Origin of the sequence: Ureibacillus sp. FSL K6-8385 (genome assembly GCF_038593155.1) — a bacterium.
Taxonomy (GTDB): domain Bacteria; phylum Bacillota; class Bacilli; order Bacillales_A; family Planococcaceae; genus Ureibacillus; species Ureibacillus terrenus.
On record NZ_CP151968.1, the window covers coordinates 231,357 to 248,559 of the forward strand.

Annotated in this window: 14 protein-coding genes; 4 read left to right on the plus strand and 10 right to left on the minus strand. The window is 48.4% G+C overall.

All coding sequences use genetic code 11. The features are described from left to right. Positions 1–197: 197 nt before the first annotated feature. Positions 198–698: a GNAT family N-acetyltransferase gene (locus NST62_RS01145; protein ID WP_141601238.1), complete on the minus strand. Its 501-nt coding sequence runs from the start codon at positions 696–698 to the stop codon at positions 198–200. 223 nt (positions 699–921) lie between these two features. Here NST62_RS01145 and NST62_RS01150 point away from each other — a divergent pair, with 223 nt between their 5' ends. Both NST62_RS01150 and NST62_RS01155 read left to right on the plus strand, forming a co-directional pair. Continuing rightward, positions 922–2,109, plus strand: a complete 1,188-nt coding sequence (locus NST62_RS01150) for a glycine C-acetyltransferase (protein WP_328219776.1) — start codon at positions 922–924, stop codon at positions 2,107–2,109. A gap of 45 nt (positions 2,110–2,154) precedes the next feature. Continuing rightward, positions 2,155–3,222 (plus strand): nucleotide kinase, encoded by a 1,068-nt coding sequence (locus NST62_RS01155; RefSeq protein WP_141601240.1) that lies wholly within the window; start codon positions 2,155–2,157, stop codon positions 3,220–3,222. Positions 3,223–3,353: 131 nt separating this feature from the next. Here the strand turns inward: NST62_RS01155 and NST62_RS01160 are convergent, their stop codons facing one another. From NST62_RS01160 to NST62_RS01175, 4 genes are read right to left on the minus strand one after another with little or no spacing between them, the layout of a single operon-like run. After that, positions 3,354–4,085 (minus strand): ABC transporter ATP-binding protein, encoded by a 732-nt coding sequence (locus tag NST62_RS01160; protein ID WP_141601241.1) that lies wholly within the window; start codon positions 4,083–4,085, stop codon positions 3,354–3,356. Between the two features lie 2 nt (positions 4,086–4,087). After that, positions 4,088–4,894: an ABC transporter permease gene (locus NST62_RS01165; protein WP_342463270.1), complete on the minus strand. Its 807-nt coding sequence runs from the start codon at positions 4,892–4,894 to the stop codon at positions 4,088–4,090. Positions 4,895–4,942: 48 nt separating this feature from the next. Then, positions 4,943–5,932 carry an aliphatic sulfonate ABC transporter substrate-binding protein gene (locus tag NST62_RS01170; protein WP_141601242.1) on the minus strand — a complete coding sequence of 330 codons (990 nt, stop codon included), beginning with the start codon at positions 5,930–5,932 and terminating at the stop codon, positions 4,943–4,945. Between the two features lie 14 nt (positions 5,933–5,946). Then, a complete protein-coding gene (locus NST62_RS01175; protein WP_342463044.1) occupies positions 5,947–7,236 on the minus strand; it encodes an O-acetylhomoserine aminocarboxypropyltransferase/cysteine synthase family protein in 1,290 nt (429 codons plus the stop codon). A gap of 190 nt (positions 7,237–7,426) precedes the next feature. Between NST62_RS01175 and NST62_RS01180 the strand changes: the two genes are divergently transcribed. Continuing rightward, complete coding sequence (locus tag NST62_RS01180; RefSeq protein WP_342463045.1) at positions 7,427–8,485, plus strand: LLM class flavin-dependent oxidoreductase; 1,059 nt, start codon at positions 7,427–7,429, stop codon at positions 8,483–8,485. Then, positions 8,486–9,442, plus strand: a complete 957-nt coding sequence (locus tag NST62_RS01185; RefSeq protein WP_141601245.1) for an alpha-L-glutamate ligase — start codon at positions 8,486–8,488, stop codon at positions 9,440–9,442. Between the two features lie 136 nt (positions 9,443–9,578). Here the strand turns inward: NST62_RS01185 and NST62_RS01190 are convergent, their stop codons facing one another. The 5 genes from NST62_RS01190 to NST62_RS01210 all read right to left on the minus strand — a co-directional run bounded on the left by NST62_RS01190 (position 9,579) and on the right by NST62_RS01210 (position 17,123). Then, positions 9,579–10,793 (minus strand): dihydrolipoamide acetyltransferase family protein, encoded by a 1,215-nt coding sequence (locus tag NST62_RS01190; protein WP_141601246.1) that lies wholly within the window; start codon positions 10,791–10,793, stop codon positions 9,579–9,581. 16 nt (positions 10,794–10,809) lie between these two features. After that, positions 10,810–11,844: an alpha-ketoacid dehydrogenase subunit beta gene (locus NST62_RS01195; protein ID WP_141601247.1), complete on the minus strand. Its 1,035-nt coding sequence runs from the start codon at positions 11,842–11,844 to the stop codon at positions 10,810–10,812. A 30-nt stretch (positions 11,845–11,874) separates the two neighbouring features. Continuing rightward, complete coding sequence (locus NST62_RS01200) at positions 11,875–12,867, minus strand: thiamine pyrophosphate-dependent dehydrogenase E1 component subunit alpha (protein WP_342463271.1); 993 nt, start codon at positions 12,865–12,867, stop codon at positions 11,875–11,877. A 90-nt stretch (positions 12,868–12,957) separates the two neighbouring features. Then, a complete protein-coding gene (gene lpdA, locus NST62_RS01205) occupies positions 12,958–14,301 on the minus strand; it encodes a dihydrolipoyl dehydrogenase (RefSeq protein ID WP_342463046.1) in 1,344 nt (447 codons plus the stop codon). Positions 14,302–14,528: 227 nt separating this feature from the next. Continuing rightward, positions 14,529–17,123, minus strand: a complete 2,595-nt coding sequence (locus NST62_RS01210; protein ID WP_342463047.1) for an AAA family ATPase — start codon at positions 17,121–17,123, stop codon at positions 14,529–14,531. Between the last annotated feature and the right edge of the window lie 80 nt (positions 17,124–17,203).

Below are 17,203 nucleotides of genomic sequence, written 5' to 3' on the forward strand. Positions count from 1 at the left end.
TTTGCGCTTGTTTATTTGAGAAGTGTTTGCCGATACGGCGCATGAAATTAATAGATATTTTAATCGATGCATAAGTATGTTGATGACAAACACGGCTCATGAAATTTGATGCAGCGTACCTGGATGTCCGCTTCTTCATGAAGGCCTGTTGCGGATATAACTAAGCGGATTCCGCAAATCCGCAGACCATCTTATGCCTACACTTTTTTTCCGACAATCACCAAATCCCGCTTGATGCCATCCAGTTTTGCCACTTCCGGCAAGAGCCCCCATTTTTCAAATCCGAAATCAAAAAACAGACGAAGGCTCGGTTCATTATGTGCAAAGATGAAGCCCAGAAGCGTTTCGATTCCCAATTTCGGGCATTCCCCGATGACCTTGCCCAAAATCTTCTTGCCAAGTCCTTTTCCCCGGAAGTTTTCATGGAGGTAAATGCTGATTTCCGCGGTTGCATCATAGGCTGGCCGGCCGTAGAAGGATTGGAGGCTTACCCAGCCGCAAATGGTTCCGTCATATTCGGCCACCCATAAAGGCCTTTTTTCCGGAGTGTGTTCATGAAACCAGTCCAACCGGTCTTCCACCGTGACCGGTTCGGTATCCGCAGTGACCATTCTGCTTGGAATGGTTGAATTGTAGATTTCCACAATGGTCGGCAAATCTCCAAGGATTGCAATCCGAAAAACGATATCGTTTGTCATCTTAACCATCCTTTTAAATTCATATGTACAGAATTGATGAATTCATACTACCACTCTTTTGTTCCAGTATAAAATAAAAATGCTCCGAAAGGGCTTGTTTATTTTAGGAACCATTGCAAGGGGGCGGCTGCCGTTTAATGTCGCAGAAATCATGAAATATTCGATGAAGAATCCGAAGCTTGCGTCATATATTGTTTCGAGGACCCAATCAGGAGGTGCAACATTGGCAAAAGCTTTGGATTCTTTTTTGGAAGAAAACTTGCAGCAACTCAAAAGCCAAGGATTGTATAACGAGATTGATGTCATCGAAGGGGCGAATGGCCCTGTCATCGAAATCGACGGGAGACGGTTGATCAATTTATCTTCCAACAATTATTTGGGATTGGCAACGAACGGGCAATTGAAGGAAGCGGCCAAATGCGCCATTGACCGGTACGGGGTAGGAGCGGGGGCGGTCCGCACCATCAACGGGACCCTCGATCTGCATCAAAAGCTGGAAGAAAAAATTGCGGAGTTTAAAGGCACGGAAGCGGCCATCAGCTACCAGTCCGGATTCAACTGCAATATGGCCGCCATTTCCGCGGTGATGGATAAGGACGACTGCATATTGTCGGACCAGCTGAACCACGCTTCCATCATCGACGGTTGCCGATTATCAAAAGCGAAAATCGTCGCATATGCCCATTCCGATATGGATGACTTGCGCAGAAAGGCAAAAGAAACGGCGGAGTCGGGGCGCTACCGGAAAATCATGGTCATTACCGATGGCGTGTTTTCCATGGACGGGGATTTGGCGAAGCTGCCGGAGATTGTGGAAATTGCAAGGGAATTTGATTTGATCACTTATGTGGATGATGCCCACGGTTCAGGGGTCACCGGCAATGGAAGGGGGACGGTAAAGCATTTCGGGCTGGAAAAAGACATCGATTTTCAGATTGGAACATTGTCGAAAGCGATCGGCGTTGTCGGCGGGTATGTGGCAGGGAAGAAGAAGTTGATCGACTGGCTGAAAGTGCGTTCACGTCCGTTTTTATTTTCAACGGCCGTACCTCCCGGGGACGTGGCGGCGACCATTGCGGCGATTGATTTGTTGATGCGGTCGGAAGAATTGACAGGGAGATTGTGGGAAAACGGAAATTACTTCAAAGAAGGGCTGAAAAAGCTCGGGTTTGTTACCGGCAATTCGGAAACACCGATTACCCCGTGCATCATCGGGGATGAAAAATTGACCCAGCAGTTTTCCAAGAGGCTTATCGAAGAAGGCGTTTATGCGAAAGCGATTGTCTATCCGACCGTGCCAAAAGGGACAGGGCGCGTCCGCAACATGCCGACCGCCGGCCATACAAAAGAAATGCTGGATGAGGCCCTTGCCGTTTATGAAAAAGTAGGGCGGGAGCTCGGAGTTATTTAATGTTCTGTCTCAGGTGCCAGGCACTTCAAAAGAAAGGATGATCCATTGAAAGGTTCGATTACGAAGTTTTTTGGGCAGGCGTTGACGGGGCAAGGGTTGAAGGATCTTTATCAGGAAATCGCGAAAGAGGCGGAGGAAGTCTATTTTTTAAAGGGAATTTTCGGTTTCAACGCTTCCAATTTATTGAAGGAAATCGGCTATTTTTATGTGAACAGGGGTTTCGATATCGAATTTTTCTACGATCCCCTTTTTGAAAATACCGTCCAGGCGACTTTCGTAAAAGGCATCGGCATCTTGTTTCTCCAAAGTTCCAAACCTTCCATTGAACCGACGCGACTTGGCACCCGCGATCATGTCATTTCCTTCTATGACTGTTTAGATAAGGGGATTCTGAAAAAACATGGCCAACGTCTAAAACAGCTTTCGGAAGAAGCGGAAGAATGGCATCATCAATTGTTTGATGCGCTCCGTTCCGCCATCGAAATCCATGACGAGTGGGAAAGGCAGACACGGAAACATATGGACTGGAAAGCGCTGGAGGAACATCAGGAGGAGCTTCTTGACCAGATTTTTGACGGCATGCTGCTCAATAAAACAGGGACGCTGACCCATCGTTTATTTGGAACGCTGACACCGGTTGGGGCAAGAGATTTTCTGCAAAATATCACCCGCAATTTGGAAAGAAGGTATTTTATTAAAGGACTGCCGGGCACTGGAAAATCGACCATGCTGAAAAAATTGGCGCAGGAGGCATTGAAAAGGGGATTTGATGTACAACAGGTGTGGTGCGGCCTGGATGCCAGATCCATCGATATGGTCATTTTGCCGGAGCTGAAGTTTTGCATTTTCGACAGCACAGCCCCCCATGAATATTTCCCAGCGGAAGGAAGGGTGGGGGATCAGATTGTTGACATTGCCAAACATTGTCCATTAACGAAAGAGACGGAAGAGAAGATTCAAGAAATCGAAAAAGAGTACAGGGGAGCGATTCTCCATGCAACCAACTACGCCAAGCTGTATGCGGAAGCGGAAAAAGAGATCCGCGGGATTGTCGACCTGGCAACGGATGTTTCCAAATGGAAAAAGCAATCGGCCCGTTTGTTTGGAAAGTGATGAATCACCGAATTGATGCAATAAACTGAATCTTATTGAAACCGTTTATAAATGGAAAAACCGGACGCTTTTTTGCGCCCGGTTTTTCCTTATAACAGGGGGGAGTCTTGTATATTAAAGCGGACACAGCGCTAACTGTAGACCGCTTCAATACCTAGCGAGTGCAATATCTCCGCTTTCATGCGGGCAAGGGTTTCGCTGCCGCGGTTTCTTGGCCGCGGTTCATCAATGCGGAATTCCCGCTCCACCTGCCCGGGCTTTCCGGATAACACGAGGATCCGGTCGCACAAGTATAAAGCTTCATCGATATCATGAGTGACAATCACCGCCGTCAGCTGCTGCGATTTCCAAATTTTCAGCACCAGATCCTGGAGCTGCATTTTGGTAAACGCATCGAGCGCGCTGAAAGGTTCATCGAGAAGGAGCAGGCCGGGATTGGTCACAAGGGCTCTTGCAATCGACACCCGCTGTGCCATTCCGCCGGATAATTGTTTGACATATAAATTTTCCGCATGCTCCAGTCCCACTTCTTTCAACAGCTCCCGTGCGGCGGCGATGTTTTCTTTTTTATTCCTATTCAGGCCAAATTGAACATTTTCAAGCACTGTCAGCCATGGGAAAAGCCGGGGTTCCTGAAAGACGACCCCGATTTCTTCGTGGGGCCCCTGAATTTTTTCTCCGTTGATGAGGATGTCCCCGCTATATCCTTGATCGAGGCCGGTAATGGCTTTCAAAATCGTGCTTTTCCCCGAACCGCTTTTTCCGAGCAGCCCGATGATTTCCCCCTTTTCCACGGAAAAGGAGACATTCCGCACACCGTTTTCGCCCCCGAAAATGCGGGTGAGCCGATTGATGGTCAGCATATTTACCCTCCTATCGCGCTTGTATCCCGCCAAGCCAATACTTTATTTTCAATGATTTTCACGAACCAGTCCGTCAACTTTCCGACAATCGCGAACAATAGGATGCTGGCAATGATGATGTCGGGGGAGGAGGAGTTTTGGCCGATCACCAATAGATACCCCAATCCTTCGCTCGCCCCCATCAATTCAGCGGCAACGACGAACATCCATCCCAATCCGAGCCCGCTCCGGAGCCCGGTGAAAAAGGAAGGGAGGCTCGCCGGGAAGATGATGCGTTTGACCAATTGGAAATGGCTCAAGCGATATACTTTCCCGACTTCGATCAATTTGCGGTCCACGTTCAAAATGCCGCTGACGATGTTCAAATACACAGGGAAGAAGACCCCGACAGCGATTAAGCTGATTTTGGACGCTTCCCTGATGCCCATCCATAAGATGAAGAGGGGCACCCAGGCCAGGGAAGGAATCGATTTGAACGCCTGGATGATCGGGTCGAAGATTTTTTCGGCTTTGCTGTAAAATCCGACAACAGAACCTAGTAGTACCGCGGCCAGCGTGCCGATGAAGAAGCCGATGCCGACCCGGTAAAACGTGATGCCGACATGGGACCATAAAGAACCGTCCTGCACAAGGCGCACAATCCGTTCAATGACATTCTTTGGTGAAGGGAGCTGGTAGGACGGAATGAATCCTGTTTCCGTTGCGGCCGTCCAGACGGCAAGCAGCAGGACAGGCAAGATAAAGCCGAGCAATATGTTCGGATTTCTTTTCTTTTTCCCGGTTTTTTTCGTTTCAAACGAAAGAGGGATTGTTTGGGGTATTTCGGTCGCTTTTTTGCTCAAATCCGGTAAACCTCCTTATTTACTTGCTTTTTCGGCAAAAGATGGGTCGATCAATTCATCAATATGTTTTGTCAAATCCGCTTTCTGATCGATGACGCCCGCTTTTTGCAAGATGTCTCCTGCCGCATGAAGGGCTTCTTTTTGTTCATCGGATGGGATGTATACATCAAATTTTGTGCGGTCCAATTGCTTTTTCGCTACGTCCAAATCAATTTGGGCCTCTTTTGCGATGATTTCCGCCGTTTCTTCCGGATGTTCAAGAATCCATGCGCGGGCTTTTTCATACAATCGGATCACTTTTTCCACCGCTTCCGGATGTTTTTCCGCAAACTCTTTCCGGACATTCAGGAAGTTGTACGTATTGAAATCGATGTTCCGATAGAAAATTTTTGCGCCGCCTTTCAATTCGGCCGTCGCCATGATCGGATCAAGGCCTGCCCAGGCATCCACATCGCCTTTTAATAAAGCCTGGTAGCCGTCCTGGTGCTGCAAGTTGACGAATTGAATATCCTTTTCGGACAAACCGGCTTCATTCAATGCCCGAAGCAGGAAGATGTATGGATCCGTGCCGTAAGTGGCCGCGACTTTCTTTCCTTTCAAATCTTCCACCTTTTGGATGGAAGGATCTTTTGTAAGGAGAGCCGTCCATTCGGGAGTGGAAGCGATATAGATGTTTTTGATCGGCACATCTTTCGTTTTGGTAATCAATGTCGCCGCTCCGGCCGCGGACCCGAAATCGATGCTGTTGGAAGTCAGGAATTCCAACGCTTTGTTGCTTCCCTGGCTTAATGTCCATTCCACTTTGACGCCGTCTTTTCCAAACTCTTCTTCCGCCCAGCCGTGGTGCTTCAATATGAGACTGGCAGGAGAATAATAGGCGTAATCCAAACGGATGGTTTTCAATTCTTCATCATTATTGCCGGAAGCGCCGTTTGATGAGCATCCTTGCAGAATGAAAGTGAAGGTAAGTAATAAGGTTAGCACTATGGCAATGTTCTTTTTCAACGTAAACACTCCTTTTAAATGGTTTGCAATACTGCTTTTTTCAATGCCTGATCCAAGTCTTCCTTGATATCTTCAAAGTCTTCGATTCCGCAGGAGAGGCGGATCATTTCTTCCGTAACCCCGGTTTTTGCCAGATCCTCTTTCGACAACTGTTGGTGGGTTGTCGTCGCCGGATGGATGATCAAGGATTTGGCGTCGCCGACATTGGCGAGGTGGGACCAGAGCTTTGTTTCATCCAGCACTTTTGCGGCCGTTTCCCGGTCGCCTTTTACGCCGAAAACGACGATGCCTCCAAAACCGTTTTGAAAATACTTTTTGGCATTTTCATAAGAATCGTGGCTTGGTAGACCCGGATAGCGGACCCATTCCACCGCTTCATGCCGCTTCAAATATTGTGCGAGTTTCAGAGCATTTTCAGAGTGGCGCTGCATGCGGAGGTGCAACGTTTCCAGGCCGAGCAGCAAAAGGAAAGCGTTGAAAGGGGATAAAGAGGCTCCGTAGTCCCTTAAAAGCTGTGCTCTCACTTTTGCTGCAAAGGCTTCGCGTCCGAATTTTTCGTAGAAGCGCACGCCGTGGTAAGTCGGATCGGGCTCCGTAAATTCAGGGAAGCGTCCGGAGTCCCAAGGGAAGTTTCCGCTGTCGATGATGACGCCGGCGATGGCCGTTCCGTGTCCGCCAATCCACTTTGTAGCGCTATGGATGACGATGTCCGCCCCCCATTCAATCGGCTTTGTAATATAAGGCGTCGTGAAGGTGCTGTCGATGACGAGCGGTATGCCGTGAGCATGCGCCACTTTGGCGGTTCCTTCGATATCCAGGACATGCAGGCTGGGGTTTCCGATCGTTTCCGCAAAAATCGCCTTTGTTCTATCTGTAATTTTTTCTTCAAATTGCTTCGGATCGGTGCCGGGCACAAAAATGACGTTTACACCGGCCCTTCTCAAAGTGGCATCCAACAGGTTGTATGTACCGCCATATATATTGGAGGAAGCGATGATTTCATCGCCGGGTTTTGCCAACGTCAATAAAGCCAACGTGATGGCCGCCTGGCCGGAAGAAGTCGCGACGGCGCTTACTCCACCCTCGAGGGCGGCCATCCGTTTCTCGAAAACATCCACCGTCGGATTGCTCATCCGGGAATAGATGTGTCCTTCTGCTTCCAGGGCAAAGAGTTTGCTGGCATGTTCGGCGCTATTAAAAACATAGGAAGTTGTCTGATATATAGGAACAGCTCTCGAGCCGTAGTCGCTGTCCGGGGTATGCCCGTGATGGACGGCGAGGGTGTCAAATCGTAATTCGGTCATTGGAAATGTCTCCCCTTCGAGTGAATTTTTTGAACATTTTGTTATCGAACATGATAAATCATATTAATCTAATGTGTCAACTATGTTTTGTAGGAAAAATTCTATTGAATTAAATAGAGTAATGTGATAGGATTAGTACAATTAAAAAATCTGATAGTTTCGAAAAGAAAGAAAGGAAGGCGGATTCAAGATGAAATATGGCTTTTGGATGCCAGTTTGGGGCGGCTGGATGCGAAATGTGGAAGATGAAAATATGCCCACTACCTTTGAATATTTGAAAACCTTGGCGCAAAATGCGGAACAGAAAGGGTATTCGATGACGCTCATTCCGGAATTGTTTTTAAATGACATTAAAGGGATCGAAGCGCCATCGATGGACGCATGGTCCACAGCGGCTGCCATCAGCGCCGTAACGGAAAAACTTGAAATTTTGGTTGCGATCCGTCCGGGATTCTACAACCCGGCCACTTTTGCGAAAATGGCCACAAACATTGACCACATCAGCGGCGGAAGACTTTCATTGAATATTGTTTCCGCATGGTGGGAAGAAGAGGCGAGACAATACGGCGGACAGTTTACATCCCATGATGAACGGTATGCACGCACGGAAGAATTTATTGAAGTGTTGAAAGGATTATGGAATCATACGCCTTTCTCTTATAAAGGAAAGTTCTATCAATATGAAAATACTTACCTGGAACCGAAGCCTCTCCGCAATCGCCATATTCCGCTCTACGCCGGAGGGGAAAGCGAGACGGGCAAGCAGACGATTGCCAGAACTTGCGACTCTTACGTGATTCACGGAGGAACGGTTGAAGAAGTAAGGGAAAAGCTTGCCGACATGCAAAGACGCCGCGGGAAATTAGGAAAACCGCCTTTTGAAACCTTTGGAATGGCCGCGTTCGTCATTTGCCGGGATACGGAAGAAGAGGCAAGGGAAGAATTGGCCCGCATCACGGATGTATCGGAAGGAAGCCCGGGCTATGCGGGATATCAGGACTTTATCAGCAAGTCCCAACTGAACGTAAATGTCAGTCTGGAAGACTATTCGGTCTCCAACCGCGGCTTGCGTCCGAATTTAATCGGAACGCCTGAGCAGATTGCAAGACGCATTTTGGAATATGAAGATGCCGGCGTGAACCTGTTGATTCTGCAATTCTCTCCTCAATTGGAAGAGATGAACCGTTTTGCCGAAAAAGTGATGCCTTTGGTGGAAGAATTGAGAAAAGAAAAATTAGGAGTGAAATAAATGTCAAAAATCTATGTCATCCACGAAAACGATGAATGGACAGTCCATTTAACAAAACGTTTAGATGAATTGAACCTCCCTTATGAATTGTGGCATTTGGACGAGGGGACGGTCGATCTGACGAAGGAGCCTCCGGAAGGGGTTTTCTACAGCCGCATGAGCGCTTCATCCCATACGCGCAACCACCGTTTTGCGCCGGAATTGACGGGGGCGGTCCTTGCATGGCTGGAGCATCATGGCCGCACGGTATTGAATGGAACAAAGGCCTTATCATTGGAGTTGAGCAAAATCAATCAATACATCGCCCTTGAAAAAGCGGGAATCCGCGTGCCGAAAACAATCGGCGCGGTGGGCAAGGAGCAGGTTGTCAAAGCGGCCGAAAGTCTGGGGAAAACGCCGTTCATCACAAAGCACAACCGCGCAGGGAAAGGGCTTGGCGTGCAACTATTCCATTCCATCGACGCATTGAAGGAATATCTCGAAAGCCCGGCTTATGAAGAGCCGGTGGACGGCATTACGCTGATCCAAGAATATATTAAGGCGCCGGAATCCTACATTACGCGCGCGGAATTTATCGGCGGCAAATTCTTTTACGCCGTGCGCGTGGATACATCGAAAGGGTTCGAGCTTTGCCCTGCGGATGCCTGCCAGATCAACGATTTATTCTGCCCGGTCGGCGAACAGGTGGAACAGAAACCGAAATTTGAAATCATCGACGATGTGGATTTGGAACAAATCGCGAAATATGAAGCGTTCTTGCAGGCAAACGACATCGCCGTCGCAGGCATCGAGTTCATCAAAGATGAAAACGGCACCGTTTATACGTACGATATTAATACCAATACGAATTACAACAGCGATGCGGAAGCAAGAGCGGGCAAATACGGCATGCTGGAAGTGGCGAAGTTTTTAGGGGAAGTGCTGGAAAAAGAGAAAGCGGTGGCCAGCGGGGTCTGATGGAGATTTTTGAGTCGGGCCCGCGCTTTTGCCGGCGGTGAAACCAAATAAAACGGCTTAAGCTTCTTCGGGAAAGCTTAAGCCGTTTTGATTGTTGAAATGAAATTGAGGGAAGGTGGGTAAACCATTTCCGTTTTTATAAAAGCAGGCGATAAGGGTCTTGCAAGTAGTCGGCGATTTTTCCCAAAAATTCCGCAGCCGGTGCACCATCGATAATTTGGTGATCGTATGTTAAGCTGAGCGGCAACTTTAATTTCTCCACCACTTCGCCATCCTCCAATGCCAGTTCTTTTTGGATGGCGCCGACACCTAAAATGCCGACTTCCGGTGTATTCAAGATCGGGGTGAAGTATTCGATTTCATAGCCGCCCAAGTTTGTAATCGTAAAGGTCGATCCGCTGTAAAGGCTTCCGTCCAGCGTGCCTTGCCGCGCTTCGGTTGTCACCTTCTTGATGGCAGCGCCAAGCTGGGACAAAGACATGAGATGCGCGTTTTGTATTACGGGAACGACCAAACCGTCTTCCACCGCTGTGGCCATCCCGATATGCACTTCCTCAACGCGGATATATTCGCCATTATGGTACCAGGCGTTCATATCCGGCGTATCTTTTAATGCCAAAACAACCGCTTTTGTAAGAAGGGTATTGATGCTCAGTTCATTATGGACAAGCGGGTCTTTCACTTTTGACTTGATCTCATCGCGGAATTTCATTAATTCGGTAATATCCACTTTTCGATGGTTCGTTACTTGGGCGGTTGTTTGGACGCTGCGCATCATTCGCTGGGCAATGGTCTTGCGCAAACCGGCAAGCCCGGCACCGTATGAAACGGCCGATGCGGATGGCGCGCGGTCTTTTGCCGGAGACTCCATAGAGGCCTGATATCTTAATATATCCAGCCGTGTTATTCGTCCATTGCCGCCTGTACCGACGACATTGCGGATATCGATGCCAAGTTCTTTCGCCATTTTGCGGGCGATTGGCGTAATAAAGATTCTTTCTCCGTCATCTTTTTTCTTTGATTCCGTTTTTGCGGGCTCATTTGCCGCCGCTGTTTTGACTGCCTTCGGTTCCGGGGCGCCGGCTGATGGGGTAGGGGAGCCGATCTGTTCACCGGGTTTTCCGATATACGCGATTGGCGCCTTGCTTGGTACGACATCGCCCACTTGAGCGACAATTTTAATGATCGTGCCGGACTCCGGTGCAACGACTTCGCTCGTCAATTTCTCCGAACTGATTTCCGCCACTGCATCGCCTGCCTGCACTTCATCTCCTTCATTTACAAACCAATGTTCTACTGTGCCCTCTGTCATTGTCAAGCCCAGTTTCGGCATCAATATTTCCGTAGCCATGATGAATCCCCCCTCTCTATTTGGCTCTCAGGTCATCGATGATTTCTGCTGCCACTGTCAACACTTTTTGCGCATCCGGAATATATAGTTTTTCAAGATTGGCAGCGAATGGAACAGGTGTGTTTGGCGCGCAGACGCATTTAATTGGTCCGTCCAAATAGTCGAAAGCTTTGTCTGCCACAACCGAAGCGATATCCGTTGCCGTGTTGTTGTGCGGATTGGATTCATCGATGATAATTAAGCGGCCTGTTTTCTTCACGGACTCCAGCACCGTTTCTTCATCCCATGGGGCAACAGTGCGCAGGTCGATCACTTCAACCGATACATTGTCCTTTTCCAGGATTTCCGCCACTTCCAGGCCGACGTACAGCATTTTTCCGATGGTAACAATTGTCAAGTCCTTGCCTTCACGCTTGATGGCAGCCTTGCCGATCGGGATTGTATAATACTCTTCCGGCACTTCGCCTTTCATGCCGTACAATGTTTTATCTTCCGAAAAGATGACGAGGTTGTCATCTTCAATGGCGGAGAGGAGAAGCCCTTTTGCATCATATGGTGTTGCGGGGACGACGACTTTGACGCCGGGAATCGAACCGAACAGTCCGTAGTAGGAGCCGGAGTGCTGGGCGGCCGCGTTCACTCCCGCACCGTGCATTGTGCGAACCGTCATGGGAACTTTCGCTTTTCCTCCGAACATGTATCGCATCTTCGAACCTTGTCCGATGATGGAGTCAAAGCAAAAGCCGATAAAGTCGCTGAACATCAGCTCGGCCACAGGGCGCAGACCGGTTACGGCCATCCCAACGGCCGCAGCCATATAACCCATTTCGGATAGCGGCGTATCGATGACCCGCTCACGGCCGTATTTCGGTGCAAGGCCGCGGGTGACGCCCATTACGCCGCCCCAGGCATCTTCGTTGGCTTCTTCCAAATGTTGGACTTCCGCGCCGCCTGCAATATCTTCACCTAATAAAATGACGTTTTCATCTTTTGCCATCGCTTGGTCAAGCGCTTCATTGAGTGCGTTCATGAATAAAATTTCTCTGGCCATTCTCTATAACTCCTTTCCAAGTTTTTTAGATTAGTCCGCAAAAACATCTTCATAGAGCGATTCAGGCGATGGTTCCGGACTTTCTTTGGCGAATTTGATCGCCTCTTCAATATCGCGGATGGATTCTTCTCTCAATTGATCCAATTCTTCTTCCGTCAGCAAGCCGTTTTCGATGGCGTATTGGCGGAAAACTTCGAGCGGATCCACTTCCGCCCATTCTTTTTCTTCTCCGCTGGGCGCTTTGTAAGTCTGTTCGTCACCTTCAAAGTGTCCGTGGTTCCGGTAAGTGACGCATTCGATTAACGTCGGACCTTCGCCTTTGCGCGCGCGTTCAATGGCTTTGCCGGCCGCTTCATAAACGGCGACGACATCTTTTCCATTCACCCGGACGCCAGGCATATTATAGGCGACGGCTCTTTCCGCGATTGTGCGGGAAGCGGAAGAATACCATTGAGGAGTGGATTCGGCGAAGAGGTTGTTCTCACATACAAAAATCACCGGCAGCTTCCAGATGGACGCCATATTCAAACATTCGTGGAATACGCCTTCGTTGGCCGCGCCGTCACCGAAGAAACAAACGGCAACCCGGTCCGTTTTCTTATATTTGTTGCGCATGGCCGCGCCGGTTGTCAGCCCGAAACCGCCGCCAACCATTCCGTTGGCTCCTAAAATCCCTTTGTCCATGTCGGCGATGTGCATGGAACCGCCTTTACCTTTGCAAAGGCCTGTCGCTTTCCCGAAGATTTCGGCCATCATTCCTTTTAAATCGCCGCCTTTGGCAATACAGTGCCCGTGTCCGCGGTGGGTGCTGGTTATGTAGTCTTCATCTGTCAGATGGGCACAAACACCGACAGCAATGGCTTCTTCACCGGCGTACAAGTGCACGAACCCCGGAATTTCACCGGCAGCGAAGAAACGTTTTACATTTTCTTCAAAATTTCGGATATCTTCCATTGATTTGTACATGGATTTTGCTTTGTCTTTCGTCAATTCCACAGCATCGGTAGCTGCGCGAATCTCCAAATCCACCAATTCCTTCACCGACGTATCGACGCTCGCAAACAATTTGGGCATGCCTTTCGCTTTTTCCGCCATTTTGATTCCTCCTTTGATTTATTGATGTTTCATTATTCTTTTTGCTGTTTCCTGGATCAACTCCGAAACGGTAGGGTGGGCGAAGACAGTATTCGCCAATTCATCGACGGTACCTTCAGCTTCGCGGACGGCAAGGATTTGGTGGATCAGGTCCGCCGCGTCGGGTCCGACAATGACGGCCCCCAATATTTCCCGGTACCTCGTTTCGGATATGATTTTGACAAAGCCTTCCGTTTCATTGGCGCAAATGGCCCGTCCATTGAATGAAAACGGCATTTTTTCGACGATTACGTCATAGCCTTTTTTTCTTGCTTCTTCTTCGCTCATCCCGAATTCGGAAACTTCCGGATCGATGAAAAGAGGGCGGGGGATGCTGTATGGTGATACGGGCCTTTCTTTTTTTCCGTTTATGGCACGGACGGCTTTTACGCCTTCCGCACTGGCCGCATGGGCGAGTGTATGGCCGCCGATTAAATCGCCGACCGCATAAACGTTTTTCATGCTCGTTTCATAGTATTCGTTTACTTTGACAAATTGTTTTCTTTCATCCAGTTCAAGTCCCATCGCCATCGGGATTTCCAGGTTTTGTTTTCTGCCTGTCGCCACCAGAAGCCGATCAAAAGGAATCTCTTCATCGGAAAGAAGGACGATTCCTTTTTTCACTTTTTGGACGGAAGCTTCTACAATGATTTTTATTCCCATGCTCTGAAGCTTTTCTTTCACAATGGAACGGGCGTCCGGGTCGACCGTCAACAATATGTCCGGTGCGGCTTCAATGATCGTGACATCGGTGCCGAAACTTTTCATCGCATAGGCCAATTCCACGCCAATCACCCCGCCGCCGATGATGGCCAAGCGATTCGGCAATGTCTCCATGTCAAAAAAGGTGTTCGTCGTCAAATAATCGATATCGCTTAAACCCGGGATGTCCGGGATGAAGGGGGCGCCGCCCGTGGCAAGCAATACATGTTTTCCGTAGTATCGCTCTCCATTCACTTCAAAAATTTTGCCTTCTACGTGTTTCGCTTCTCCTGTAATATAATGGATGCCATTTCTTTTAAAGGTCATATGGATGCCCGATTGCAGGGGGGAGATGATTTTGTTTTTCCTTCTCACAACGGAGGGGAAATCGATTTGATTCACTGCAACCGATATACCGTTCTTATTCAGGGCTTGTACGGCGGACAACCAGCGGCTGTATTGCAAATACGCTTTGGAAGGGATGCAGCCGACGTTGAGGCAGCAGCCGCCGACGGCATTTCTTTCAATCACCGCCACTGAGTTCCCCAGCTGTGCGGCTTCTTCCGCAGCTACATATCCGCCGGGCCCGGCTCCGATAATGAGCACATCAAAGCTCTTCAAGGAGTCACCTTCTTTCCTTTTACAAATGCACGAACAACTTCATTAATCCGAATTTTCGGAATAATGAAAACGGTTGCAAATCAATTGTATCGGATTTCAAAAAATACGTCTATACAATTTTCAGAAAATTGATGTAAATACGAAGAAAAAAATAGCAGTTTCGAAGAATTGTAGTGTTGAAATTTGGGAGAGGGGACAGGGCTTCCTCTCCTTCATTTAAACGGGAATCAAACCGGTTCATAATGGAAAACCGGTTTACCATTTTGGATGGAAACAATAATGCGGACATTTTCACCGATTTGATTGGCAATGATGTCCCGGGCAAGCGGTGTTTCGATGTGCTGGACGATAAACCGCTGAATTGGGCGCGCCCCATATATCGGATCGTATCCGTTTTCCGCAATCCATTGGATGACATCCGAAGTGGCGTGCAGAATCAATTTGTTTTCCCTTAACCGTTCATTGAGTTCTTCCATCAATATTTCGGCAATCGCCGTCATTTGTTCTTTCACCAGCGGGCTGAACAGGATGGTTTCATCAATCCGGTTTATAAATTCCGGCCTGAAATGGGCGCGCAATTCGTTCATGACCGCTTCCCTCGCTTCGGATGTAATGGCATTATGCCTTTCAATGGAATCCAGCAGCCGTTCCGATCCGATATTGCTTGTCATAATTAAAATCGTGTTTTTAAAGTCCACCGTCCGGCCCTGGGAGTCCGTAAGCCTTCCTTCATCGAGCACCTGCAATAGAATATTGAACACATCCGGATGGGCTTTTTCGATCTCGTCCAGGACGATGATGGAATGGAGCCGATGCCGGACCGCCTCCGTCAAGTGGCCCCCTTCGTCATAGCCGGCGTATCCCGGCGGAGGACCGATGAGTTTCGCGACAGCGTGTTTTTCCATATACTCTGACATGTCCAGACGCACCATATCCAGCTCTGTACCAAACAACACTTTTGCCAGCACTTTGGCGAGTTTCGTTTTGCCGACGCCCGTAGGTCCGAGGAACAGGAACGAGCCGGTCGGTTTATTCGGATTTTTGATTCCGGCCCTTGAACGCAGGACGGCGTGGGTCACTTTTTTCACCGCTTCATCTTGTCCCACGATGTATTTGTGTATTTCGTCTTCCAAATGCAATAGCCGATTCCGTTCATTTTCCATGAGGCCCGTGATTTTGATTCCGGTCAGTCTTTCCACGACGCGCCCGATATCTTCGGCGGTTACCACATTATCGATGAAGGTTTCTGTTTCCCTTAGCGACTCCCATTGTTGTTCCAGCTCTTTTAGCCGCTTTTGCGATGCGGGAATGTCATGGGTGTCCAATTGGACGATTTGGCCGACGTCATTGTTCTTTACCGCTTTTTCATATAATTTATGCAATCTTGCCAAATTCCTTTTTTCCCGCTGCATGAAATGGAGCAGTTCCAGCTCTTTTGCCCATTGCTTCTCCATTTTTTCTTTTTCGCTTTCCAAACTTTTCAGCTGCCGTTCAAGGGCGTTCCTGTCCAATGTCGGGTCGGGGTCCAAATCTTGCTTATAAAGGGCGATTTTTGTCCGCAAAATTTGTTCGTTGATGTTCTTGATGGAACGGGGGACTTCATTTAAGGAAATCCGTTTTACTGCGCTCGCTTCATCCATCAGGTCAATGGCTTTATCCGGCAAATACCGGTCGGTGATGTAGCGTTTCGAAAGTTTGGCCGCCGCTTCGATGGCTTCATCCGTAATCAGTGTTTCGTGATACAATTCATAATCTTCTTTGATGCCCCGCAGTATTTCGATGGTTGCCTCAATGGACGGCTCATTGACGATCACCCGTTGGAAACGGCGCTCCAATGCCTTGTCTTTTTCGATATATTCCCGGTATTCATCTTGCGTGGTTGCGCCAATGCAGCGAAGTTCCCCGCGGGCAAGCATCGGCTTTATGATATTTCCGGCATCCATGGAGCCTTCTGTCCGTCCTGCGCCGACAATCGTGTGGATTTCATCAATGAAGAGAATGATCCGATTATTGGATTTTTTCACATCGTTTAATACGGCTTTTAATTTTTCTTCAAATTCCCCGCGGTATTTGGCTCCTGCGAGAAGGGAGCCCATGTCGAGACTGTAGACGACTTTGTCGCGCAAATTATTTGGAACCTCTTTGTTCACAATTTTTTGGACCAAGCCTTCGACGATGGCGGTTTTCCCAACCCCGGGGCTTCCTATCAATATCGCATTATTTTTATTTTTTCTTGTCAGAATGCGGATGATATCGTTGATTTCTTTTTCCCTGCCGACAACCCGGTCCACTTTTCCGTCTATGTATCTTTGATTCAAATTGACCGCATATTTGTTTAATGAATCGTACAGCGCTTCCTGATGGTCGGATGTGACGCTTTGCCCGTCCCGCGTTTGATTCAATTTTTCATAGATGGACTCTTTGGTTACATGATGTTGGGTCAAATATTTTGTGATCGGATTAAAATCCTGTTCAAACAGGGCAATCATCAAATGTTCGACGGAAATAAAGCGGTCCCGCAGACGTTCCGCTTCGATTTCCGCCTGTTTGAACAGCCTTTTCAGGCGCTGGCTTTCTTTTTCTCCATAGGCGATTTCCGTGCCCGATATAGATGGGATTTTGTCCACTTCCTTATTGACGAGTTGAATCAGTTCATCCATATCAATGTTTAATTCCCGGTAAAAGTTGTAGGCAAAGTGGCCCGGTTGCAGCAAAGCGGCCCAGAGATGGGGAATATCCAGCTGGTAGTGCAACTTCTTTTGGGCCATCTTTTTCGCATGAAGGATTCCTTCTTTTACGGCGATTGTATATTTTATGGTCATGTTATCACCCTTTTCTGTGGAGTGGCCAATTGTTGTAAATCTATCGTAAGCGAAAAATCCTGCGAAAATCAATCTTATTT

Bases quoted from the DNA above. Each gene is read 5' to 3' on its own strand.
- NST62_RS01210 (WP_342463047.1), bottom strand. From the start codon at position 17,123: ATGACCATAAAATATACAATCGCCGTAAAAGAAGGAATCCTTCATGCG.
- NST62_RS01175 (WP_342463044.1), bottom strand. From the start codon at position 7,236: ATGACCGAATTACGATTTGACACCCTCGCCGTCCATCACGGGCATACC.
- NST62_RS01185 (WP_141601245.1), top strand. From the start codon at position 8,486: ATGTCAAAAATCTATGTCATCCACGAAAACGATGAATGGACAGTCCAT.
- NST62_RS01145 (WP_141601238.1), bottom strand. From the start codon at position 698: ATGACAAACGATATCGTTTTTCGGATTGCAATCCTTGGAGATTTGCCG.
- NST62_RS01190 (WP_141601246.1), bottom strand. From the start codon at position 10,793: ATGGCTACGGAAATATTGATGCCGAAACTGGGCTTGACAATGACAGAG.
- NST62_RS01195 (WP_141601247.1), bottom strand. From the start codon at position 11,844: ATGGCCAGAGAAATTTTATTCATGAACGCACTCAATGAAGCGCTTGAC.
- NST62_RS01160 (WP_141601241.1), bottom strand. From the start codon at position 4,085: ATGCTGACCATCAATCGGCTCACCCGCATTTTCGGGGGCGAAAACGGT.
- NST62_RS01180 (WP_342463045.1), top strand. From the start codon at position 7,427: ATGAAATATGGCTTTTGGATGCCAGTTTGGGGCGGCTGGATGCGAAAT.